This is a genomic window from Kribbella sp. NPDC058693, assembly GCF_042715335.1.
GTDB lineage: Bacteria > Actinomycetota > Actinomycetes > Propionibacteriales > Kribbellaceae > Kribbella > Kribbella jiaozuonensis.
Genome location: NZ_JBHXSQ010000002.1, coordinates 984060 through 1006330, shown reverse-complemented (window position 1 = coordinate 1006330; position 22271 = coordinate 984060). Strand labels below are relative to the sequence as shown.

The window sequence follows — 22271 nt, the reverse complement described above, 5'->3', positions numbered from 1 at the left end:
CCTACTGGAAGTTCGCGGTCAGAACCTGGTCCGTGCTGACGGTGAAGGTGTACGACGGCGTTGTCGACACCACGGTCCCGTTCACGGTCCAACTCTGGAAAACGCTATCCGATGATGGCGTCGCAGTCACGGTCACCTGCGCGCCGACCTCGTACTTCCCGGGCTCGGACTCGTTCCCGGCGATCTTCACCGTGCCACTCCCGTTGGCCTGGACCGAGACGCTGCGCTGGACGACGTTGATCACCATCACGTTGTGCAAGGTCGCCGTACCGCTGAGCGTAGCGCCGTTGTAGCGGGCCAGGTTGGTCGCCTCGACGTCGCCGCTGACCACCTGGATCGTGTGGCCGTCGGCCCCGAGGTTGTCGGTGCCGAGGTTGAACGCGTCGACCTGGCCCGAGTTCACCACCAGCCCGTCGTGGAACCCGTACGCGAACACATCGAGCAGCGTCAGCCCCCGCGCGCCGTCCACGGTGACGATCTTGGCCGTCTTGCGCATGTACTTGTCGATGACGAGCTCGAAGATGCTGCCCTCGTTCATCCAGTACGGCACCTGGTACCCGACCCGGGTGACCGCGTTCCCGTTCGACAGCACGCCCTCGACCCGGCCGTTCTTACCCGCCCCGATCGAGATCGCGTGGTCGAAGAACGCGCCCGCGACCTTCCGTACGACGACGTTGTCGCCGCTGAGGTCGATCCCGTTCCACGCGTTCGGGAAGCCGGCGTTGATCACGTAGTTCCCGCCGGCCGTACCGCGGATCGCGTACGGATAGGGCACGACGCCCTCGGCCTTGCCCGGGTTGTTCTCCGGGTAGAAGACCCGCAGCCCGCGCACACCTGCCTTGCTCTTGAGCGTGATCAGCGCGGAATCGGTGTTCCGCTCGAACGCCTGCAGCACGGTCCCGCCGCTCGCACCACCCTGATCCCGGTTCGGTACGGCGGACGCGCCGCGCAGCTCGACCTTCGCCGGAACCGACAGGTGCGTGCTGATCCGGTACCACCCGGCCGGCAGATACACGATGCCGCCGCCGTCACGGCCGGCGCGATCGAGCACCTTCTGGACATCCCGCGTCGCGTCGGCCGCAGGAAGGTAGCCGACCCCGTGCGGCGCGTCCACGACGTATAGGTGCTGCACCGGCTTGGGCAGCGGCTTCTGGTCGTACGTCGGTGCCGTGCCGGACATCCGGTGGACGATCCCGGAGACCGCACCGCTGACCTCGGTACCGGTGATCTTCACGTAGCCGGCCGAGTTGTTGGTGATCCCGCCGTCGACGTGACCACCGGCCAGGGTCAGGCCCCACCGGTCGTCCATCACGTCGACGAGCAGCCCGGTCCCGGTCCGGCGTACGTCGGGCTGGAGGAAGCTGCCGGTGAACTGTGCCCGCTGACCCGCGACCACGTGGATCCCGACCAGGTAGTCGCTGACGCTGATCCGGTAGAACTGGTCCCACTCGAGGTCGCCGAGCACGAGACCGGTGCCGTGCGCCCGGGTCCAGGTGTCGAGCGCCTGCCGCGCCGGCGGGTTGAAGGTCTTGGGCGCCGATGCCCAGTACGAGTTGCTGAAGGCAACGTTCTCCCAGGTGCCGACGTCGGCGCCGTTATAGGCCCGGGCGCCCTCGAACAGCGCCGTACCGGTGACGTTGCGGATCGTCGTCGACTCGTGCACCTGGCCCGAGCTCGGTGCGTTGCCGTGGTCGTTCGGCATCGTGCTGACACCGATCCCGCGGTACGAGTTGAGCATGGTGACGTCGGAGACCGTCGACATCATGTAGTTCTCGTTACCGATCCAGGCGCCGCCGGGGATCTCGAACGTGTAGCCGTACGGGACCGGCTTGGTCGCGCTCTGGTTCGGGTAGTACGTCGTGACGCCGAGGACGCCCGCGCTGCCGCCGATCCGGAACAGGCTCGGGCCGTCGTCGCCGGACGGGAGGTCGGCGATTATCACGGTGCCCGTGCCGAGCTTCTGGCCGTGGTCACCGCGGAGGCTGCAGAACGCGTGCACCTCGATCGTGTCGGTCACCTTGTACTGACCGGCCGGCAGCCAGACCGTGCCGCCGCCCGCGTCCTGGCAGGCGTAGATCGCTTGCTGGATGGCCTTGGTCGAGTCACGCCGGCCGGTGCGGTCGGCGCCGTACTGCGTTGCGTCGAAGTCGGCGACGACGCCGTCCTCGGTCGGGTTGCTGGTCTGCACCAGCTTCGGCTTCGGGGTGACGACCGGCGTGAGCCGGAGCTGGAGTTCCTTGACGATGAACGAGTCGGCGCCGGTCATCGCGACGCGGACGTAGCGGGCGCTCGTGGTCGCGAACCGGGTCCGGCTGATCTGGTTGCCGCCCGGTGATCCGATCCGGCCGACGCTGGTGAACTTCTTGCCGTCGTTCGAGACCTGGACGGTGTAGTCGGGGGAGTAGGCCTCGGCCCATTCGACGCGTACGTCGTTCACCGGCCGCGGCTTGCCCAGATCGATTTGCAGCCACGAGTCGGCGCCGCCGGTCCAGGACGTGCTGTCGTCCCGGTCGTTGACGGTTGCGGCCGGTCCGTTGCTGGCCGTCGCCGTACCGCTCGGGGCGAAGTTGGTGTCGACGATCGACGCGGTGAAGGCGTCGAGCTTGGCCTGCAGAGTCGTGAGCGCGGCCTTCACCTGTACGTCGGTGACGCCCGGAGTGGATGCGACCGCCTGAGCGTCGTCGATCGCAGACTGCAGGGCGGCGCGGCTGCCGACCGGGTACTGGCCGTCGCGGGTACCTTCGCGGGCCGCCTTCTGGGCACGCGTCGCCTGACCGATCAGGTCGACGAGGCCTTCGGTGACGTCGAGCGTGGTCGCGACCTTGGCGACGCGGACCGCGGCGACCTTGAGGTCGACCGATCCGTCGCCGTTGTGGATGCGGAAGTCGCCGCCGTTCGAGCGGTTCGTCATCACCGCGTCGGGCAGCGCGAACGTGTACGTCTTCCAGGTCTTGGTGTCGCCGTAGCGGACGACCTCGGAGTTCTTGAACTTCTCCGGGATCGTTTCGCCGGGGGAGTCGTAGTGCAGCCCGAACTGGCCGTTGCCCTCGTCGAAGTAGTCGATGCTGACCAGCGCCAGGCTGTGGTTGTCGTACAGGTAGGTGTCGGCGACGTTCATGTAGAAGAAGTTCGTCCCCGGCGACGGCGCGGTGTGGTCGGTCTGCCAGTACGCGCGACCGTCCTGTACGCCGGTGATCAGGTGCGACGCGTCGTCGCCGGCGCGCGGGCTGATGCCGTTCTGCACGGGCGTCGCGCCGAGCTGGACCGATGCACCCGCCGTACTGATCCGCAGGCTCGCGATCGTGATGTCGGCGCCGGCTCCGAAGACGCGGACGTCGGCGTCGCCGAGGCGGTTCGTGAATCCGATGTCAGTGAGCGAGAAGACGCCGGTCTTCCAAGTGCCGGTGTTGGTCAGCTGGATATCCGTGGCGTCCTGCTGCGGGTTGGTCTTGGCGTCGTACTGCAGGTCGAGCGTGCCGGAGCCGCTGTCGAGATAGGTCACTGTCACCAGGACATCGTCGGTGCCGATCTCGTCCACGTAGTCGTGGTCGACGTCGAACTCGAGGTAGCCGGTGCCGGCCGCCTGGTTCGTCTGCCAGTAGGTGCGGCCCTGTTCGGTGCCGGTGCGGAGCCCGGCCGGGTCGTCGCCGGCGGCGGGCTGTACGCCGAGGGTGGTCGGGGTCGGACCGAGATCGGTGCCGACCCCGCTGGGATACATGGTGGCGGCGTGCGCTGTTGGTACGGCGATCACGCTCGCCAGCAGAACAGCAGGAAGTACCCGCGCAAGCAGGCGTCTGGGCATGTGGAAACCTCCAGGTGGCGGACCGGAGTACACAGGAGAGAGCAGCTGCGCGGATAAGTTAAACCAAGCGTGTTACTTATTCAAGAGCCCGGCGCCGGGGCAGGAAGAGTGCCGGTACGGCGGCGATCACGGTGAACCCGATGGCCCACGCGAAGCTGTGCGCGTACGCCGTCGACGCCGGGTGCCCGGAGAGCTGATTCTGCAGGACCACGGCCAGCGTCGCGGCACCGAAAGCGCCGCCGAGTTGCTGCATGATCCGCGTCGTACTGCTCGCGTGCGGGATCTGCGCCGGCTCGACGTCCCGGAACGCGCCGACCATCACGGCGAGCATGACCGCACTCAGCCCGGCGCCACGGACGACCAGGGCAATGGCCAACAGCCAGGACGCCGTACCGGTGAACCCGAACGGGATCGTCCCGAGCGTGGTGAGCACGATGCCGACGAGGATGACCGAGCGAGGGCCGTAGCGGTCGGTCAGTCCGCCCGCCGTACGGGCGATCAGGCTGCCGATGCCCTGGGGGACGAGAAGCAGTCCAGCGGCCGTGACGGTTTCGCCGCGTGCCTGCTGGTAGAAGAGCGGGAGGAGCAGCATCGCGCCGTACAGACCGAAGCCGGTGAGGAAGAGCAGCCCGCTGGATGCGGTGAAGGACTTGGTGCGGAACAGCGAGAGGTCGATGAGCGGATCCTTGGTCCGTCGGAGGACGAAGGCCGCAAGGAGCGCGATGCCGAGAACGAGCGGGACCAGGACGCTGGCGTTGGCGAAGCCGTGATCGCCAACCTGGCTGAGGCCGTAGATGATGCCCGCCAGTGCGGGCGAGATCAGGAGCAGTCCTGGTACGTCGAGAGCCGCGGCGGTGGGCTCGGGATCCGGTTTGAGCTCGCGGACGGCGAAGATGATCGCGGCGATGCAGATCGGGACGTTGACGTAGAAGATCCAGCGCCAGTCGAGGTGACCGACGAGAACGCCGCCGATCACCGGGCCGAGGATCGGGCCGATCAAGGCGGGCAGCGTGACGACGGCCATCAGGCGACCGATGCGATCGCGGCCGGCAGCGCGCAGCAGCAGAGTCTGCAGGATCGGCAGCATCAGCCCGCCGCCGATGCCCTGGACCACGCGGAACGCGATCAGCGAGCCGATGTTCCAAGCGATGCCGCAGAGCATCGAGCCGAGCAGGAACAGCGCGAGCGCGATGACCCACATCCGCTTGGCCCCGAACCGGTTCGCAGACCAGCCGGTGATCGGGACCGCCATCGCGAGCGCCAGCAGGTACGCCGTACTGACCCATTGGACCGTGGACACCGAGGTGTGCAGCTCGATGCCGAGGGTGTGGATCGCGACGGTGACGATCGTGCTGTCGAGCAGTGGGGCCAGAGCGCCGAGCACCAGCACGGCGGCGAGTTTGAGGACCGCCCGGTCGAGGCGGTCCGTGGTGGGTGCGGTTGTCATCCGAGAAACTCCTTAGAGACGGTGCGTCTCTTACTGCCTGTAGAGTAGGCTCGGCTACATAAGAGACGCAAGGTCTCTTTTCGAGGAGTTGGTGTCATGGAGCGTCGGAGAGGTGCGGAGCTCGAGGCCGTCCTGCTCGACGCGGCCTGGGACGAGCTGATGGAGTCCGGGTACGCGCGGCTGACGATGGAGGCCGTCGCCGCCAGGGCGCACACCGGGAAGCAGGTGCTGTACCGGCGGTGGCGCAACCGGGCCGAGCTGGTGGTCGCGGCGATGCGGCACCGCACCGGCTCGATCGTCGAGAACGTGCCGGACACCGGGAGCCTGCGCGACGACGTACTCGGCGTACTGCGACTGATGGCGGATCGGTTCGCGACGCTCGGGCCGGATGTCGTCCACGGCTTGCTGGCGGAGGCCCCGGACCTGGATCCGGAGGTTTACACCCGGATGTCGAGCGTGATGGCGACGATCGTGAAGCGTGCGGCGGAGCGCGGTGAGATCCCGACGGCGGACGTGCCCGACCGGGTGCTCACCGCTCCCACCAACCTGCTGCGTCACGAGATGCTGTTCGCCCGCGAACCGCTACCGCCGTCCGCGCTCACGTCGCTCGTCGACGACGTGTTCCTGCCGTTGGTCAGCGGAAGGCCTGGACGTTCCGACTGACCCAGTCGGCGAAGGTCCGCGGCGCCCTCCCGAGCACGGTGTGGACGTCAGGACTGACCTGCTGCTCACCCGCGGACGGCGAACCGAGGACGTCGAGAGTTGCCTCGACCACCGGCTCGGGCATGAAGTTCAGCATGCCCGCCCGCGCCTGGTCCCGGCTGAGTTCGGTGAACTGCACCGGCTCGCCGACAGCACTCGCGATCACCGCGGCCTGCTCGCGGGGAGAGATGGCGACCGGACCGGTGAGCGTGTAGATCGCCCCCGCGTGGCTCGCGTCGGTGAGTGCGGCCGCTGCGACCTCGGCGATGTCAGCCGGGTCGACGGTCGGTAGTGCGACGTCGGCGAACGGTGCCGCCATCGTGCGCTGGCTGCGCACGGACTCTGCCCACTGGAACGCGTTGCTGGCGAAATTACCCGGTCGCAGGATCGTCCACTCGAGACCGGACCCCGTGACGGCGTCCTCATGGATCGACGGATGGCGCTTGGTGCCGACGCCTTGGGAGGAGAGCAGGACGACGCGCGGGACGCCGGCCGCCTTGATCACGTCGACGACGTCCTGGAGGTTGCCGCCGGCAAGGAAGTCGGCGGAGGTGAGGAGGAAGACGGCCTTCGCGCCGTCGAGGGCGGGCTTCAGGGTTTCGGGTTCGGTCAGGTCGACCTGGTGGCCTTCGCCGCGCCGCGAGACGGGGACGACGTCCTCGCCGGCGGCGATCAGGGACTGGACGAGTGGGCGGCCTACGTTGCCGGTTGCTCCGGTGATCACGATCATGAGGAGGACGCTACTGGCCTCGGGATACTAGGTACCTAGAGGATAGTATTGGGTTTGTGAACGAGACCACAGCAGTTGAGCCGGTCCAGGCCTGTCCGATCGCACCGGTCGTGGACCTGGTCTTCAGCCGGTGGACGACCCCGATCCTGTGGACGCTGAACGAGTACGGCCGGCAGCGGTTCGTCGAGCTCGAGCGCCGGATCGGCGTCATCACGCCGAAGGTGCTGACCCAGCGGCTGCGACAGCTCGAGCGCGACGGGCTGGTGGTCCGCGAGTACCACGCCGAGGTCCCGCCTCGCGTCGAGTACGAGATCAGCCCCCTCGGCCGCAGCCTCGCGCCACTCTTCCACGCCCTCGCCGACTGGTCACCCAACCTCACCGAGGTCGAGAAGGCCCGGCAGGAGTTCGACACGACTCAACCCGCCCACCGCCGTCCCTGAGTCTCAGGCGACGCCGATCAGCTCGCGGTTGCGCAGGACGTCGACCAGAGCGAAAAGGTGCGGGAGGGCGTCGGCCAGACGGAGGGCGCCGGCCTCGTGGTGCTGCCAGCCGAACTCGAGTTCGCCGTCGATGACGTGCTCTTCGAGCGGTACGGCGTACTGGCTGAGCGTCACGCGGGCCGGGCCGGTCTGCGGGTGGTGGTCGCCGCAGCCGCATTCGGCCGGGATGGTGATCGTGGTCAGCGCGTCGGGGGAGTAGCTGCGCAGGCGGAGCGTCGTACCGCGGGCGGTGAACCGGGCGATCGTTGCGTCAGGCAACTGTACGAGCAGCTCGACCGGTACGGCGTACGAGCCGGGGAGCAGTCGGAGACCACGAGACGCGAGCAGATCGGCGAGAGCCGGGAGATTCATGCGAAGTTCCTGTGAGTGCTGTGTCGGCGGGCGGGCCACGGAAAGGGGCAGGGCCTCGTGCGCCGGACTCGGCGCGCGTCAGTGACAACAGTGACAACAGCAACAACACAGCATCTGCATGCGGATGATCATGGCAGTACCGCGGGTCCACCGGCAAACACCGTCCGCAATCTGGGACGACGGTCCGTGATGTGTCAGTCGGCTTTCTTGCCGAACATGATCTCGTCCCAGCTCGGCACGCTCGCGCGCTTGCCGCGACGGGCCGCCTTCTTCTTCGGCTCCGCCGGAGACTCTTCCGTGGCGGCAGGCTCGGTGGCGTCGGCGGCCGCGGGCTGCGGGGCTTCCACCACCGGGTCGGGCTCGACGTGTGGCGCCGGCGCGGCCTTGGCGGCATGCTCCGGGCGGCGGGCTTCGGCCGGGCGGGACGCCTCGGTGGTCGACTCGCTGGTGGGCTCGGAGCGGCGAGGGTCTGCGGGGCGAGGCTGCTGCGGGCGTGACTGACGAGCCTCGGCCGGGGTCTCCTCGGGTGCGGGGGAGGCGAACGCCGGTGGGTCGGCGGGACGCTCGACGGCGCGGACTGCCGGCCGCGGCGCCGGCGGCTGGTCGACCGGTACGTCGATCAGCGTCGGCTCCTCGTCCGGGTTCGGCACCGAGTGCACGCGCCGCGGACCACGCTCGGGGTCATGGGATCGACCGGTGTCGCGGGAAACCTCACGCGGGTAGTCGCGCGTGTCCCGGTTGAGCTCTCGTGCCTCGCGGACGAAGTCGCGCGTCTCGCGCGGGGGCTCTCCACCCTCGCGGGAAACCGGGTGGTTTCGGCGGCGCAGGCCGACCGTGTCCTCGAAGCCTGCCTCGTAACTGTCGGCGCCATGGTCTGGCGCGATCAGTGGGTCGATGTCCGCGACAGCAGCCAGCCGACGCTCACCCGGCTGCGGCTGGACCGGCGTCGGCATGACCTGCGCCTGCTCGCCGACCAGCCAGCGCGCCTCGTCGTCATCCGGTACCGCGTACCGCCCCGGAGCGTCGTACGCGAACATGGCGATCTTCTCGTCCTTCTTCTCCGCCTCGTCCTCGGACTCGACGAAGTACGAGACACGGACCGCCCAGCGGCCGTCCTCGCGCCGCCACGCGTCCCACTCGGCCGAGGCCGGGTCGACGTGACGGGTCCGCAGCCGGTCGGTCACCCACGCACCGAGATTCCGGGTCGGGGCGTCACCGCCGCCACGACGACGGACCGACGCACGCTGCGCGAGGCTGGCGATGTGATCCCGCTCGGCCAGGACCGGGCCGGCGAACGCCATCACGCGTTCCATCGGCATCTGGGCGATGGCGGCAACCGCCTCGGGACTTTCGCCGGCGCGGATACGAGCCTGGATGTCTCGTGGGCGCAGCGCGCTCTCCATTTGAATCTCCAGCTGGCCGAGTCGGGCACGGTCTCCGCGGAGGGCCGCACGCAACCGGTCGTCGACCGGTACGGCGAACTCCTCACCCGTCTCTGCCAGCGCCAGGATGAGTTGTGTTCCATCCTGGCTCAGACCGACGAGCCTCGCCTCGCGCATTGACCTTGTTCTCCTGTGCGGTTCTAGACAGTCTCTCCCGGACGCTGGGCCTGACCAAGACCGGCGCGCCGTGCCGCCCGGTCATTGTGGAGGTTACGTCACGAAATCACATCTTGCCTGGTCACCAGGGTCCTCCTGGTCACACCAGTCACATTAGTCACAACACGGTGTGACGGCTAACCACAGGTCAGTCGGCGAAGGCGGATCGCACCGCAAGCGCACGCTTCAGGTCGTCGGCGCTGTCGGCCACGGACCGCCGGATGCCGGCCGCGATCGACTCGTCGGCGATCAGGTCGGCGGCCCGCTCGACCACGCGCTGCTCGATCGTGTAGCGCGGGAACGCGAGCTTCGCGCTGGTCGCGACGACCCAGCCCGACCGCAGCTTCTCGGTGCCGGCGATCTCGGCGAAGTACCGGTCGACGTACGACGCGGTCAGCTCGGCCTGCGTCGGGTGCCAGAACCCTTCGGCCGCGGCGTACAGCTCGTAGTTCGGCAGGTCGGCGTCGGTGATGATCTGCGTCCAGGCCCGCTCCTTCGCGGCCGCGGTCGGCAGCGCGGCCCGGCAGCGGGTCGCGTGCACGACGCCCTCGGACGAGGGGTCGCGCTCGAGCTCGGCGTCGATCTCGGCCTCGCCGATCGCGCCGAGCCGGGCGAGCTGCAGCGTGACGATCCAGCGCAGGTCGGCGTCCATCGTCACGCCGTCCGGTACGCCGTCACCTGCCAGCCAGCCGGTGAGCCGGTCGACGTCGTCGGTGAAACGCGCGAACCCGCGGGCCACCGACAGCTGCACGCTGCTTCCGGCTTCGACGGTCTCGAGCCGCGCGCGCAGTACGTCGGCCAGCCGGCTGCGGTACGGCTCGTACGGCAGGTAGACGCCGAGGACCAGCCCGTTCGCCCAGTTGAGCATCGTGCCGACCGCGATGTCGCTGGTCTCGGTCGGCAGCAGACCGAGGACGACGTCGAACCCGACCTTCGGGTCGAGCTCCGCGTCGGCGACCGCGTCCCGGATGCTGTTGAGTACGACGGCCCGCGTCACGCCGTTCTCGATCTTCGGCAGCACCGCCGCCAGGTTCGCCAGGCTGTCGGCGTCGAGCCGGATCTTCGCCCAGCTGTCGTCACCCGCGTCCGGGATGACGACCGCGGTCGACGGGTCGAGGTCGACGTCCACCTCGTCGCCGTCGATCAGGACGTCGACCGTCGTACGGCGGCCGTCGGCGTCGTACCCGCCGACGGTCAGCTTGTGCGGTCGTGAAGCCGGGTACGCCTCCGGCGCCTTGCGCCGCAGCTTGATACCGGTCTCGGTCCGCGTCGCGGTGATCGTGTCGACGCCAGGCGTCCGCAGCCAGGCCTGCGCCCAGTCGTCGAGGCCGACCGCGCCGGCCTCGGTCCACTTCCCGAGCAGGTCGGCGAAGGTCGCGTTGCTGAACTCGTGCGCTGCGATGTGCGCGTTGACGCCGGCCAGGAACACGTCGTCACCGAGGTACGCCGCGAGCTGCTTGAGGACCGCGGCGCCCTTCGCGTACGAGATGCCGTCGAAGTCGTCGAGCGAGGCGAGCGCGTCCTTGACCGCGTCGGCGGCGACCGGGTGCGTCGAGGACCGCTGGTCGGCCTGCAGGCCCCACCACTTGCGGATGTAGGCGAAGTCGATCCAGTTGTCGGTGTACCGGGTGGCCGCGGTCGAGACCCGGTGCGCCATGTACTCGGCGAACGACTCGTTCAGCCAGAGGTCGTTCCACCACTTCATCGTCACGGTGTCGCCGAACCACTGGTGCGCCATCTCGTGCACGATGGTCCGGGCGCGCTGGCTGCGCTCGCCGTCGGTGACCGCGGACCGGAACACCATCGAGTCGCGGAAGGTCACGCAGCCCGGGTTCTCCATCGCGCCGGCGTTGAACTCCGGCACGAACGCCTGGTGGTACTCGCCGAACGGGTACCGGTAGCCGAACATCCGGTGGTACTCGTCGAAGGACTGCTTGGTGACCTCGAAGATGTCCGCGGCCTCACGGTCCAGCGCGTCCTTCAGCGACTGCCGCGAGACCACGCTGAGGTTGATGCCGTCGTGCTCGTCGGTGAGCTGGTGGTACGGCCCGGCCACGACGGTGACGAAGTACGTCGAGAGCGGCTTGGTCTCGGCGAGCTCCCAGCGACCGGGGGACACCTGGGTCGCGGCGCCGTTGCCGAGCACGAGCCACTCCTCGGGGGCCGTGACCTTGAGACGGTACGGCGCCTTCAGGTCGGGCTGGTCGAAGCACGCGAAGATCCGCGGCGCCGCGTCGAGGAACGACATCGCGTACGTGTAGGCGAGACCGTCGGCGGCGTCGACCGCGCGATGCAGACCCTCGCCGTCGTGCGAGTAGAGCATCGAGGCGACGACGACCAGTTCGTTGTCCGGCCGCAGGTCGGTCAGGTCGAGCCGTCCGTCGTTGAGACCGGCCACGTCGACGGCCGTGCCGTTGAGCGTGACCGAGGTCAGCCCGTCCGGTTTCACGTCCAGCCAGGTCGACGGGCTCGTCGCCTTGAACCTGATCGTGGTGGTGGACCCGAACGTCCGATCGCCCTGGGTCAGGTCGAGATCGACGTCGTACGACTGGACGGAAAGCGCGGCGGCCCGAGTGCGGGCGCCGTCGACGGTGAGACTCGGCATGAGGGCCACTGTATGCCGAGATTAGGCTGAGCACATGAGCGATATGGAGTACCGGCAGCTCGGTGACTCGGGTCTGACTGTGAGCGTCGTTGGACTGGGGTGCAACAACTTCGGCAGGCGGCTGGATGCCGGCCGTACCGACGCGGTGGTGAACGCCGCGGTCGACGCGGGGATCACGTTGTTCGACACCGCGGACATCTACCGCGGCGAGCACGGGTTCAGCGAGGAGCTGCTCGGGAAGGCGCTCGGTGCGCGCCGCGACGAGGTCGTGATCGCGACCAAGTTCGGCGGTGACCTGGGCGGCGTGAACGGCCCGGACTGGGGTGTCCGCGGTTCCCGCCGGTACATCCGCAAGGCGGTCGAGTCGAGCCTGCAGCGGCTCGGCACCGACTGGATCGATCTCTACCAGCTGCACTTCCCGGACCCGGTCACGCCGATCGAGGAGACCTTGGCGGCGCTGTCCGAGTTGGTTGCCGAGGGCAAGGTCCGGTACATCGGCAGCTCGCAGTTCGCCGGCTGGCAGGTGATCGACGCCGACTGGACCGCGCGGTCGAACGGGCTCGAGCACTTCATCAGCGCCCAGAACCAGTACTCGCTGCTCGACCGGGACGTCGAGGACGAATTGGTGCCGGCCTGCGAGCACGTCGGGGTCGGCATCCTGCCGTTCTTCCCGCTCGCCTCCGGTCTGCTCACCGGCAAGTACAAGCGGGGCGCAACCGCGCCGGACGGCAGTCGCCTCGCGACCCAGCCCGAGCGGCTGGCGCGGGCCGACTTCGACAAGATCGAGGCGCTGGAGACGTTCGCAGCCGAGCGCGACCTGACGATGATCGACGTCGCGATCGGCGGTCTGGCCGCCCAGCCCGCGGTCGCCTCGGTCATTGCCGGCGCCACCAAGCCCGAGCAGATCGCGCAGAACGTCGCCGCCGGCACCTGGGACCCGACCGCCGAGGACCTGGCCGCGTTGGACGAGCTGACGTGACGCTGATCCTCCTGCCGCCGTCCGAAGGTAAGACCGGACGGTCGCGCGGCCGTGCCGTCGACCTCGGCACGCTGTCGTTCCCGGAGCTCAACCCGGTCCGCGAGCAGGTGCTCGAGACACTGGCGAAGGTGTCGGCGTCGACGGACGCGTTCGACGTACTGGATGTCGGCGCCTCGCTGCAGCACGAGGTCGACCGCAACACCCGCTGGCGCACCGAGCCGTCCGTGCCTGTCGCCGAGCTGTACTCCGGTGTCCTGTACGACGCCCTCGGCTACTCGACCATGTCCGCGGGCACCAAGCGCCGCGCGGCCAATCGGCTGCTCGTCATCTCAGCTGCCTGGGGCGCGCTACGCCCCGCCGACCGCGTCCCGCCGTACCGGCTCTCGATGGGTACGACGCTGCCGGGCCACGGACCGCTCGCGTCGGTTTGGCGCGATCCGCTCAGTGTCGCGCTGGCCGACATCGACGGCGTGATCGTGGACTGCCGCTCGTCGACGTACGTCGCGGCGTGGCGCCCGACCGGCGACCAGGCGGATAAGTGGGTGTCGGTGAACGTCGTCCGCGAGCGCGACGGCGTACGCACGGTCGTCTCCCACATGGCCAAGCACACCCGCGGTCTGGTCGCCCGGCACCTGCTCGAGTCCGGCAAGGACCCCGGTACGCCGAGGTCGCTGCACAAGCTGATCGCCGAACGCTGGAACGCCGAGCTGGATCGCGCATCGTCGGGATGGACGCTGACCGTCGTCGAACACGACTGACGTTCACTGGACTGTAACTGGTGAGTGGTTTCCTACAGCGCGTGATCGGGGAAGGCTGAGGGCAGCAACGTCAGGGGGGATCCGCCCTAACCCTCGGAGGCCTGACCGATGCGACGTTCGATCACTGCTGCCGTCACAGCATTAGCTGCGACCGCCGCCTTTACCCTCAGCGCCGGTCCAGCGCTGGCGTCACCGCCGACCCCGCCGTCGGCGAGCACTGCGGCCACCGAGTTGGCCGGCCTGACCGTGAAGACGGAAGGTTCGACGACCGGCTACAGCCGCGACAAGTTCCCGCACTGGATCACGCAGTCGGGCAGCTGTGACACCCGCGAAGAGGTCCTGAAGCGCGACGGGACCGGTGTGAAGGTCGACAGCAGCTGCCAGCCGACCGCCGGCAGCTGGTACAGCGTTTATGACAAGACGACGTTCACCGACTCGTCGGACGTCGACATCGACCACATCGTGCCGCTGGCCGAGGCGTGGAAGTCGGGTGCCAGCGGCTGGACGCAGGCCAAGCGTCAGGAGTTCGCGAACAACCTGACGATCTCCCAGCTGATCGCGGTGTCCGCGTCGAGCAACCGCTCGAAGGGCGACCGGGACCCGTCCGAGTGGCAGCCGACGAACACCGCGGTGCACTGCATCTACGCGCGGTACTGGATCTGGGTGAAGTACACCTACAACCTGTCGCTGCAGTCGGCCGAGAAGACCGCTCTCCAGCAGATGCTCGGTACTTGCTAGTCCTCCAGTAGATGGCGGCGCTGGGCGTGGATACCGGCCTGGAACCGGGTCCGCGCGCCCAGCGTCTCCATCAGCTCGGCGACGCGCCGTCCAACGGTCCGGCTGCTCAGCGCGAGCTGCCGCGCGATCGCGTCGTCCTTGAACCCGGCCGCCAGCAGCGTCATCAGCCGGGCATCGGTCGGATCGGCCTTCGCTGACGGGACGACCGGCACGGCCTGGTCCCACAGCAGCCAGAACATCTCGATCAACGCGTCGAGCAACGCACACGGATGTACGACGAGCGCGCTGTCGACCAACTGGTCCACAGCCAGCGGCAGCAGCGCGATCTTCCCGTCGAACACGGCCAGCTTCATCGGCACCTGCGGATGCACCCGGGACGTCTCGCCCGCGTCGGCCGCGCTGAAGGCCTCGTCGACGCCACCCGGGATGTCCAGCGAGTCGGGGGAGTAGATGCCGTGGACAACGACTCCGTCGCCGAGCAGTCCGCGCACCTTCGGATCGGAGTCGCCGGGCTGCGAGGCGTACGGCGGCCGGTCGAGGACGAGGAGCTGGTTCCCGGTTCCGTTCAGCAGCTGGGAGAACCGGGCCGCGATCGCTTCCTGACCGACGATCACCTCGACCAGGTTCTCCGGGCGGTGCTGCTCCTGCGCGCGTAGCTCGGTCATCATGACGCGGGCCTCGGCACGGACCCGGTCGAGCTCGGCCCGTCGTACGGCGACCAACGCGTCGACCGCTACATCGGGACGCGTCGGCAGCAGGCGGACCGGGTCGTCGGAGGTGGTGGTCAGCAGGCCGAGCTTCTCGAGCCGGCCGACGGTCTCGGTGAGCTCGTGCTCGTCGCGGCCGAGTTGTTGGGCCAGCTCGCGGACATCGCAGCCGGGCGCCGACAGCAGCGCCCGATAGGCCTCCTCATCAGGCGGTTCCACCCCGACCGTCTCCAGCATCCGATCAGGCTATCTCGTCCACTGGACCAGCTCGACCGGTTTGGCGACTTCGCGACATGTCCGGGATACGTCAGGCCCCGGCCGGGTGCGGATACCCCCGCGGTGGGGTATGTCTGACGTGCTGGGCGCGCGCGGATCGGACAGGGGACGTCTGGTCAAGCCTCAACGCGCGCGCCCGCCCTTCTCAGTTGCCTCTCAGCTGCGATCATGGAACTTCCTGACGCACTGATGTGAGGGAGGCACGATGAGTGAGAAAGCTGCCGCCGCCGCACCGGGTACAGGGGAGCGCCCGGAGCTGAAGCGGGTGATGGGACCGGGGCTGCTACTGCTGTTCGTCGTCGGGGACATTCTCGGCACCGGCGTCTATGCACTGACCGGCAAGGTGGCCGGCGAGGTCGGCGGAGCGGTCTGGCTGCCGTTCCTGTGCGCGTTCATCGTCGCGATGCTGACCGCGACGAGTTACCTCGAGCTGGTCACGAAGTACCCGAAGGCCGGCGGTGCTGCGGTCTATACGCACAAGGCGTTCGGGATCCACTTCCTGACGTTCCTGCTGACGTTCGCGGTGATGTGCTCCGGCCTGACCTCGGCGTCGAGCGCGTCGAAGGCGTTCGCGGCGAACTTCTTCTCCGCCGCGCACATCGACCCGGACCGCGGGTCGGTGCTGATGATCACCGCGCTCGCCTTCATGACGCTGATCGCGCTGGTCAACCTGCGCGGCGTCGGCGAGAGCGTGAAGGCGAACGTCGTACTGACCTGCGTCGAGCTGAGCGGTCTGCTGATCGTGATCGGGATCGGCGCCTGGGCACTGATCGGCGGCGACGGCGACACGTCCCGGCTGACCGACTTCCACGTGCCGGAGGGCGAGTCGCCGTTCAGTGCGGTGACCGCGGCGACCGCGCTGGCGTTCTTCGCGATGGTCGGGTTCGAGGACTCGGTGAACATGGCCGAGGAGACCAAGGACCCGGTCAAGATCTTCCCGAAGATCATGCTGATCGGCCTGTCCATCACCGGCGTCATCTACGTACTGGTCGCGATCTCCGCGGTCGCGCTGGTCTCGCCGGACGAGCTGAACAAGGGCGCGACGCCGCTGCTGAAGGTCGTGCAGGCCGGTGCGCCCGGGTTCCCGCTCGAGCTGTTCGCCTGGATCACGATGTTCGCGGTCGCCAACTCCGCGCTGATCAACATGCTGATGGCGAGCCGCCTGCTGTACGGGATGTCGCACGAGCAGGTGCTGCCCGGGCCGCTCGGCCGGGTCCTGCGCAAGCGGCGTACGCCGTACATCGCGATCCTGTTCACCACGCTGCTCGCGTTCGTCCTGATCGGGTACGCCGACCTGGCGGCGCTCGGCGGTACGACGGCGTTCCTGCTGCTGTGCGTGTTCGCGATCGTGAACGTCGCGGTGCTGGTGTTGCGGCGGGACACGGTCGAGCACAAACACTTCCACGCGCCGACCGCGCTGCCGGTGCTCGGCGTGGTGCTGTGCGTGTACCTCGCGAGCCCGTTGTCCGGGCGGGCGTCGGCCGACTACAAGATCGCCGGGTGGCTGATGCTCGTCGGGGTCGGGCTGTGGGCGCTCACGTGGCTGCTGAACAAGTACGTGTTCAAGCGGCACGCGGATTTCGATCCGTCGCATCTCGATCCGCAAGGTCCGGTGAACTGACGGGAAGAAAGGCCGCGAGCAGGACTGTCGCGAGGGCCGTGAGCCCGGTGGCGACGGCGATCCAGCCGAGTGCGGGGTAGCCCGCACCGGCGTCGATCGCCACGCCGCCGAGCCACGGCCCGACGGTGATGCCGACGTTGAAGGCGGAGAAGTTCGTCGCGGTGGCGAGCGTCGGTGCGTTGCCGGCCAGGCTGAACACGCGGGCGTTCAGGGCGGGGTTGGCGGCGAAGCCGAAGCCGCCCAGCAGCGCGATGACTGCGATGGCCAGCGCCGGGTTGGACGCCGTGATGGCCAGTAGACCTGACAGGACTACCAGCCCGGTGATGCTGATGAACAAGGTATGGAACGGCAGCGCGTCGGCGAATCGGCCGCCGACCGTGATCCCGATGAACGACCCAAGACCGTAGAGAGCGAGTACGCCGGGCAGCACGCTCGCGGGGAGGCCGGTGGTCTGGGTGAGGAGCGGTGCCAGGTAGCTGAAGACCGCCAAGATGGTCGCGGTGACCAGTGCGGTGGTGCCGAACGCGAGCCATAGGCGTGCGTTGATCAGCACTCGCAGCTCGTCGGCCAGGCGCGGTGCGGTCGCGGGATCCGGCCGGTCGCCGGGCACGGTGGCGAGTACGCCTGCCATCGCGAGTACACACAGCCCGGCGACGGTCCAGAACGCGGAGCGCCAGCCGAGATGCTGGCCCAGGACCGTTCCCAGTGGCAGTCCGACGATGGTGGCGATGGTCAGCCCACCGGTGACCACGCTCATCGCCCGGGCTCGCATGGTGGACGGCACCAGCGCGACGACGGTCACGGCGGCAACCGACCAGAACCCGGCGTACACGAACGCGCCGACGACCCGGGTGATGAGGAGGACGGTGTAGTTCGGGGTGAGGGCGCCGGCGACGTGCGTCAGCGCGAAGGCGGCCAGGAAGAGGAGCAACGCCGTACGCCGGGACCAGGTGAGCGTGACGACAGCGAGGACCGGTGCGCCGACCAGCATGCCGAGCGCGAACGCGGAGATCAGCAGTCCGGCCTGGGGGATCGAGACCTGCAGGCCGGTGGCGAGCTCGGGGAGCAGTCCGGCGAGCATCAGCTCGGACGTACCTTGCGCGAAGATGCTCAGGCCAAGGACATAGACAGCTATCGGCATCGTTCCCCCTCACTCGACGAGTGCCACTCGGAGTATCTCAGAGATCACTGTCCGCTGTCGCCGCGCCTGTCACGGGCTGAGACTTGAGGGAATACGGCATGGTTGAGACATGAGCTCGCAGACTCCGGCGAAACGCTCCGGACGGAGCGTGGACACTGCCAAGATCGGTGGCGGGCTGAAGCTGCTCGCCCTGCTGGTGGGGCTGATGTGGCTCAGCGAGGTCATCGACACCGCGACCCACGGGTCGCTCGATCAGTACGGGATCATCTCCCGCGAACCGCGCGGTCTGATCGGCATCCTGACCGCGCCGTTCCTGCACCTCGGCTTCGGCCACCTGATCTCGAACACGCTGCCGCTGGTCACGCTCGGCGCGATCATCGCGATCAGCGGCGCGGCCCGGTTGTTCGCCGTGACCGCGATCGTGGTGGTGATCGGCGGCTTCGGGACTTGGCTGATCTCACCGCCGAACACGATCACGATCGGCGCGAGCGGGCTGGTGTTCGGCTATGCGTCGTACCTGATCCTGCGCGGGCTGTTCAACCGGCGGCTCGGTCAGGTGCTGATCGGGATCGTGGTGATCATGGTGTGGGGCAGTGCGCTGTTCGGCGGTCTGCTGCCGCAGGACGGGATCTCGTGGCAGGGGCATCTGTTCGGCGGTATTGCCGGCGTGATTGCCGCCTGGGTGCTGTCGGACGACAAGCAGCGCGCTAAATAAGGGTGCTCGGGTCTGTGTTCGAGCCGCAGACCACGACGACGACCCGCTCGCCGGCAGCTGGTTTGTAGGCGCTGGAGAGCAGGGCCGCGTACGCCGTTGCGCCGCCGTGCTCGGTGGCCAGGTGGTAGTCCTGCCAGAGCTGCTTGCGCGCGGCCGCGATCGCTTCGTCTTCGACGAGGACGGACTGCACGTGATGGCCCTGGACTGCGGTGAAGGCTAGGTCTCCCAGTCGGCGGGCACCGAGGGAGTCGGCTGCAACGCCGGCGACCGGCCCGTCGGTGGGTTGGCCGGCTCGGAGGGCGCGGTGCATGGCGGAGGCGAGGACGGGCTCTACGCCGACTACCTGGGCGTTGTCTCCGATCGCGGTGGCGATGCCGGCGATCAGGCCGCCTCCGCCGACGGCGACGAGGACGGTGTCGAACATCCCTGCCTGTTCGAGGAGCTCGAGGCCGACCGTGCCTTGGCCTACGACCACCTCCGGCTGGTCGTAGGCGTGGACGAGCAGCGCACCCGACTCGGCCTGTGCAGCGAGCGCCGCCTGGTACGCCTCGGCGTACTCGCTCCCGACCTGTACTACGTCCGCGTCGAGCGTCCGCAGTTTGTTGAGCTTCGCCGCAGGGGTCGTCTCCGGGACGAAGATCCGCGCCGGTACGCCGAGCTCCCGGGCCGCGTACGCCGCTGCGAGACCGTGGTTGCCGCCCGACGCGGCGACGATGCCCTGGCCGGTCAGTTCGCCGCTGTCCTTGGCGCTGAGCAGCCGGTTGAACGCGCCGCGCGGCTTGAACGAGCCGGTGTGCTGGAGCAGTTCGAGCTTGAACGTGAGGCCGGGGGCGACCTCGATCACCGGAGTACGGCGTACCCGTTCCGCGATCCGCTCTGCCGCCTGCTGCACGTCCTCGAGGCTTACCGTCATGGCTCAACCCTGCCACGATGGAGAACAGCCGACCGACGGAGGCCATCCACATGGGCGCGTACGACGAGAGCTACCGGCGGAGCCTGGACGACCCGCACGGGTTCTGGCTTGAGGCAGCCGAGGCGATCTCCTGGACGCGTCCACCGACCCGGGCCATCGACGCGACCGACGCCCCGATCTACCGCTGGTATCCCGAGGGCGTGCTGAACACGTCGTACAACGCCCTGGACCGACACGTAGAAGCAGGCGACGGCGATCGCATCGCGCTGATCTACGACTCCCCGGTCACCGGCACCGGTCGCACGTACACCTACACGCAGCTCCGGGACGAGGTAGCCACCTTCGCGGGTGCTTTGCGCTCGCTCGGGGTCGAGAAGGGCGACCGGGTCATCGTCTACATGCCGATGGTCCCGGAAGCAGTAGTCGCGATGCTCGCCTGCGCCCGCCTCGGCGCGATCCACTCGGTGGTCTTCGGCGGCTTCGCCCCGCGCGAGCTGGCCGCCCGCATCGACGACGCCGAGCCGAAGGTGATCGTGGCGGCGTCCTGCGGGATCGAGCCGACCCGGATCGTCGAGTACAAGCCGATCATCGACGAGGCGCTGACAATCGCGCAGCACCAGCCCGAGCACACGATCGTCCTCCAACGCCCGCAGGCCCTCGCCCACCTCGGGGACCACGATCTCGACTGGACCGAGCTGACAGCGAAGGCCGACCCGGCCGACCCGGTCCAGGTAGCCGCGACCGATCCGCTCTACATCCTCTACACCTCCGGTACGACAGGGAAGCCGAAGGGAGTCGTCCGCGACAACGGAGGCCATGCCGTCGCACTCGCCTGGACCATGCGCAACGTGTACGACATCGGCCCGGGCGACGTCTGGTGGACCGCCTCCGACGTCGGTTGGGTCGTCGGCCACTCGTACATCGTCTACGCCCCACTCCTCGTCGGCGCGACCACCGTGCTGTACGAAGGCAAGCCGGTCGGTACGCCGGATGCGGGCGCGTTCTGGCGGGTGATCTCCGAGCACGGCGTCAAGGCGCTCTTCACCGCCCCGACCGCAATCCGCGCGATCAAGAAGGTCGATCCGGAGGCGACCGAGCTGGCGAAGTACTCGCTGGGCACGTTCCGGACGTTGTTCCTGGCGGGGGAGCGGCTCGACCCGGAGACGTATCACTGGGCGCACGAGCACCTCGGCGTACCGGTGGTGGACCACTGGTGGCAGACCGAGACCGGCTGGGCGATCGCGGCCAATCCGCGCGGACTCGAGCCGCTGCCGACCAAGCCGGGGTCGGCGACCGTACCGATGCCGGGGTGGAACGTGCAGATCCTCGACGCGTACGGCAAGGAACTGCTGCCGCAGCAGGAAGGCGCGATCACGATCAAGCTGCCGTTGCCGCCGGGCGCGTTGCCGACGCTGTGGGGTGACGACCAGCGCTACGTCGACAGCTACCTGAAGGAGTACGACGGGTACTACCTGACCGGCGACGGCGGGTTCATCGACGAGGACGGGTACATCTTCGTGATGGGCCGCACCGACGATGTGATCAACGTGGCCGGACACCGGTTGTCGACCGGCTCGATCGAGGCCGTCGTCGCGGCGAATCCCGCCGTCGCGGAGTGTGCGGTGATCGGCGTACACGATCCGTTGAAGGGGCAGTTGCCGCGGGCGCTCGTCGTACTGAAGGCCGGTTCGACGGTGAGCGAGGAGACGCTGCGGGACGAACTGGTGGCCGCGGTACGGCGGGAGATCGGGCCGGTGGCGGCGTTCCGGGATGTTTCGATCGTGGACGCGCTGCCGAAGACCCGGTCGGGCAAGATCCTGCGGCGGACGATGCGCGGGATCGCGGACGGGCGGGACGAGCCGGTGCCGTCGACGATCGAGGATCCCGCCGTACTGGACGCTCTACGCCCGGTCCTGCGTGCGCAGGAAGGATAGGACAGCAGGACTGGCCACTGACCGGAACTCGTGGAAGTAGGCGTGCCGAGCGCCCGCGATCAGCTCGGCACGCGCTCCGGGGATGCGGTCGGCCAGCAGTTGCGCGTTGGCGGCCGGGCTGAAGATGTCATCCGATCCGTGCAGGATCAGGGTCGGCGCCGTGATCCTCGGGAGACCGTCCCAGGCGTCGTGCTTGTTGCTGGCAACCAGATGCCTGCCCTTGGCGTACGACGGCATGCTCGTATCGCCGAGCACGTAGTACGGACCGGGGTTCTGGGCGAGCCACGCCGGGGTGTACATCAACTCGAGCAGCACCTGATCGGTCCGCGCTGGATCAGCCAGCGCCTTGCGGATCTCCTGACTGCGCTCGTAACCATGTGCCGCGCCGGGCGAGGTGCAGCCGAGGACCAAGGCGTTGACGCGCTCGGGATGGTTGATCGCCAGCCACTGCGCGACCCGTCCGCCCATCGACGTCCCGTAGACATGTGCGCTGTCGAGGCCTAGGTCATCGAGCACCGCGACCACATCGTCGGCGAACCCACGCGTGCTGTAGACCTCGTCCGGCTTGTCGCTCTCGCCCGTCCCTCGCCAGTCGAGGGTGATCAGCCGGTGCGCCTCGAAGTCGGAGAGGATCGGATCCCACCACGTGTGGTTGTTCGACTGCCCCGCGAGCAGCACAAGTGGTTGCCCCTCGCCCCGAACTTGGTAGGCGATCCGGGTCCCGTCAATGGTTGATGCGTGTGGCACAGAGATA

At 68.5% G+C, this 22271-nt stretch carries 18 protein-coding genes; 8 read left to right on the top strand and 10 right to left on the bottom strand.

Going from position 1 to position 22271, the window contains the following annotated elements; all coding sequences use genetic code 11:
* Position 1: 1 nt before the first annotated feature.
* Together ACFWUU_RS14440 and ACFWUU_RS14435 are read right to left on the bottom strand one after the other, a co-directional pair.
* A complete protein-coding gene (locus tag ACFWUU_RS14440; protein WP_380175789.1) occupies positions 2–3802 on the bottom strand; it encodes a discoidin domain-containing protein in 3801 nt (1266 codons plus the stop codon).
* Positions 3803–3878: 76 nt separating this feature from the next.
* Positions 3879–5249 carry an MDR family MFS transporter gene (locus ACFWUU_RS14435; RefSeq protein ID WP_380175787.1) on the bottom strand — a complete coding sequence of 457 codons (1371 nt, stop codon included), beginning with the start codon at positions 5247–5249 and terminating at the stop codon, positions 3879–3881.
* A gap of 96 nt (positions 5250–5345) precedes the next feature.
* Between ACFWUU_RS14435 and ACFWUU_RS14430 the strand changes: the two genes are divergently transcribed.
* On the top strand, positions 5346–5912 hold the full coding sequence (locus tag ACFWUU_RS14430) for a TetR/AcrR family transcriptional regulator (protein WP_137255323.1): 567 nt from the start codon (positions 5346–5348) through the stop codon (positions 5910–5912).
* Here ACFWUU_RS14430 and ACFWUU_RS14425 read toward each other — a convergent pair.
* Complete coding sequence (locus ACFWUU_RS14425) at positions 5884–6681, bottom strand: NAD(P)H-binding protein (RefSeq protein WP_380175785.1); 798 nt, start codon at positions 6679–6681, stop codon at positions 5884–5886. The two genes, ACFWUU_RS14430 and ACFWUU_RS14425, sit on opposite strands and share 29 nt — an antisense overlap.
* A 56-nt stretch (positions 6682–6737) precedes the next feature.
* Between ACFWUU_RS14425 and ACFWUU_RS14420 the strand changes: the two genes are divergently transcribed.
* The gene (locus ACFWUU_RS14420) at positions 6738–7121 is read left to right on the top strand and encodes a helix-turn-helix domain-containing protein (protein WP_137255325.1); all 384 of its coding nucleotides are present in this window, start codon (positions 6738–6740) and stop codon (positions 7119–7121) included.
* Between the two features lie 3 nt (positions 7122–7124).
* Here ACFWUU_RS14420 and ACFWUU_RS14415 read toward each other — a convergent pair whose 3' ends face one another.
* The 3 genes from ACFWUU_RS14415 to pepN all read right to left on the bottom strand — a co-directional run bounded on the left by ACFWUU_RS14415 (position 7125) and on the right by pepN (position 11735).
* Positions 7125–7532: a hypothetical protein gene (locus ACFWUU_RS14415; protein ID WP_380175783.1), complete on the bottom strand. Its 408-nt coding sequence runs from the start codon at positions 7530–7532 to the stop codon at positions 7125–7127.
* A gap of 194 nt (positions 7533–7726) precedes the next feature.
* Complete coding sequence (gene sepH, locus ACFWUU_RS14410; protein WP_380175781.1) at positions 7727–9091, bottom strand: septation protein SepH; 1365 nt, start codon at positions 9089–9091, stop codon at positions 7727–7729.
* Between the two features lie 187 nt (positions 9092–9278).
* A complete protein-coding gene (pepN, locus tag ACFWUU_RS14405; RefSeq protein WP_380175779.1) occupies positions 9279–11735 on the bottom strand; it encodes an aminopeptidase N in 2457 nt (818 codons plus the stop codon).
* A 34-nt stretch (positions 11736–11769) separates the two neighbouring features.
* Here pepN and ACFWUU_RS14400 point away from each other — a divergent pair, with 34 nt between their 5' ends.
* The 3 genes from ACFWUU_RS14400 (at position 11770) to ACFWUU_RS14390 (ending at position 14210) form a co-directional block, all read left to right on the top strand.
* Positions 11770–12714 (top strand): aldo/keto reductase, encoded by a 945-nt coding sequence (locus ACFWUU_RS14400; RefSeq protein WP_202877723.1) that lies wholly within the window; start codon positions 11770–11772, stop codon positions 12712–12714.
* Entirely contained in the window at positions 12711–13472 is a 762-nt protein-coding gene (locus ACFWUU_RS14395) for a YaaA family protein (protein ID WP_380175777.1), read from the top strand. The genes ACFWUU_RS14400 and ACFWUU_RS14395 overlap by 4 nt, the downstream gene beginning before the upstream one ends.
* Before the next feature lie 108 nt (positions 13473–13580).
* On the top strand, positions 13581–14210 hold the full coding sequence (locus ACFWUU_RS14390; protein ID WP_137255330.1) for an HNH endonuclease family protein: 630 nt from the start codon (positions 13581–13583) through the stop codon (positions 14208–14210).
* Here the strand turns inward: ACFWUU_RS14390 and ACFWUU_RS14385 are convergent.
* A complete protein-coding gene (locus ACFWUU_RS14385; protein ID WP_137255331.1) occupies positions 14207–15154 on the bottom strand; it encodes a LuxR C-terminal-related transcriptional regulator in 948 nt (315 codons plus the stop codon). The two genes, ACFWUU_RS14390 and ACFWUU_RS14385, sit on opposite strands and share 4 nt — an antisense overlap.
* Before the next feature lie 244 nt (positions 15155–15398).
* On the opposite strand from ACFWUU_RS14385, the gene ACFWUU_RS14380 reads away from it, so the two are divergent.
* Positions 15399–16814 (top strand): APC family permease, encoded by a 1416-nt coding sequence (locus ACFWUU_RS14380; RefSeq protein ID WP_380175775.1) that lies wholly within the window; start codon positions 15399–15401, stop codon positions 16812–16814.
* Here ACFWUU_RS14380 and ACFWUU_RS14375 read toward each other — a convergent pair.
* Positions 16756–17955: a Cmx/CmrA family chloramphenicol efflux MFS transporter gene (locus tag ACFWUU_RS14375; protein WP_380175773.1), complete on the bottom strand. Its 1200-nt coding sequence runs from the start codon at positions 17953–17955 to the stop codon at positions 16756–16758. The two genes, ACFWUU_RS14380 and ACFWUU_RS14375, sit on opposite strands and share 59 nt — an antisense overlap.
* Positions 17956–18064: 109 nt before the next feature.
* Between ACFWUU_RS14375 and ACFWUU_RS14370 the strand changes: the two genes are divergently transcribed.
* Positions 18065–18670, top strand: a complete 606-nt coding sequence (locus ACFWUU_RS14370; protein WP_380175771.1) for a rhomboid family intramembrane serine protease — start codon at positions 18065–18067, stop codon at positions 18668–18670.
* Here ACFWUU_RS14370 and ACFWUU_RS14365 read toward each other — a convergent pair.
* Positions 18663–19583, bottom strand: a complete 921-nt coding sequence (locus ACFWUU_RS14365; RefSeq protein WP_380175769.1) for a threonine/serine dehydratase — start codon at positions 19581–19583, stop codon at positions 18663–18665. The two genes, ACFWUU_RS14370 and ACFWUU_RS14365, sit on opposite strands and share 8 nt — an antisense overlap.
* A gap of 17 nt (positions 19584–19600) precedes the next feature.
* Here ACFWUU_RS14365 and ACFWUU_RS14360 point away from each other — a divergent pair, with 17 nt between their 5' ends.
* Positions 19601–21517, top strand: a complete 1917-nt coding sequence (locus ACFWUU_RS14360) for a propionyl-CoA synthetase (protein ID WP_380175766.1) — start codon at positions 19601–19603, stop codon at positions 21515–21517.
* Here ACFWUU_RS14360 and ACFWUU_RS14355 read toward each other — a convergent pair.
* On the bottom strand, positions 21485–22264 hold the full coding sequence (locus ACFWUU_RS14355) for an alpha/beta fold hydrolase (protein WP_380175764.1): 780 nt from the start codon (positions 22262–22264) through the stop codon (positions 21485–21487). The two genes, ACFWUU_RS14360 and ACFWUU_RS14355, sit on opposite strands and share 33 nt — an antisense overlap.
* Positions 22265–22271: the final 7 nt, after the last annotated feature.

Coding starts and splice junctions, on each gene's coding strand:
- ACFWUU_RS14440 (WP_380175789.1), bottom strand. CDS start 3,802: ATGCCCAGACGCCTGCTTGCGCGGGTACTTCCTGCTGTTCTGCTGGCG.
- ACFWUU_RS14435 (WP_380175787.1), bottom strand. CDS start 5,249: ATGACAACCGCACCCACCACGGACCGCCTCGACCGGGCGGTCCTCAAA.
- ACFWUU_RS14430 (WP_137255323.1), top strand. CDS start 5,346: ATGGAGCGTCGGAGAGGTGCGGAGCTCGAGGCCGTCCTGCTCGACGCG.
- ACFWUU_RS14425 (WP_380175785.1), bottom strand. CDS start 6,681: ATGATCGTGATCACCGGAGCAACCGGCAACGTAGGCCGCCCACTCGTC.
- ACFWUU_RS14415 (WP_380175783.1), bottom strand. CDS start 7,532: ATGAATCTCCCGGCTCTCGCCGATCTGCTCGCGTCTCGTGGTCTCCGA.
- sepH (WP_380175781.1), bottom strand. CDS start 9,091: ATGCGCGAGGCGAGGCTCGTCGGTCTGAGCCAGGATGGAACACAACTC.
- pepN (WP_380175779.1), bottom strand. CDS start 11,735: ATGCCGAGTCTCACCGTCGACGGCGCCCGCACTCGGGCCGCCGCGCTT.
- ACFWUU_RS14400 (WP_202877723.1), top strand. CDS start 11,770: ATGAGCGATATGGAGTACCGGCAGCTCGGTGACTCGGGTCTGACTGTG.
- ACFWUU_RS14390 (WP_137255330.1), top strand. CDS start 13,581: ATGCGACGTTCGATCACTGCTGCCGTCACAGCATTAGCTGCGACCGCC.
- ACFWUU_RS14385 (WP_137255331.1), bottom strand. CDS start 15,154: ATGCTGGAGACGGTCGGGGTGGAACCGCCTGATGAGGAGGCCTATCGG.
- ACFWUU_RS14380 (WP_380175775.1), top strand. CDS start 15,399: ATGAGTGAGAAAGCTGCCGCCGCCGCACCGGGTACAGGGGAGCGCCCG.
- ACFWUU_RS14375 (WP_380175773.1), bottom strand. CDS start 17,955: ATGCCGATAGCTGTCTATGTCCTTGGCCTGAGCATCTTCGCGCAAGGT.
- ACFWUU_RS14370 (WP_380175771.1), top strand. CDS start 18,065: ATGAGCTCGCAGACTCCGGCGAAACGCTCCGGACGGAGCGTGGACACT.
- ACFWUU_RS14365 (WP_380175769.1), bottom strand. CDS start 19,583: ATGACGGTAAGCCTCGAGGACGTGCAGCAGGCGGCAGAGCGGATCGCG.
- ACFWUU_RS14360 (WP_380175766.1), top strand. CDS start 19,601: ATGGAGAACAGCCGACCGACGGAGGCCATCCACATGGGCGCGTACGAC.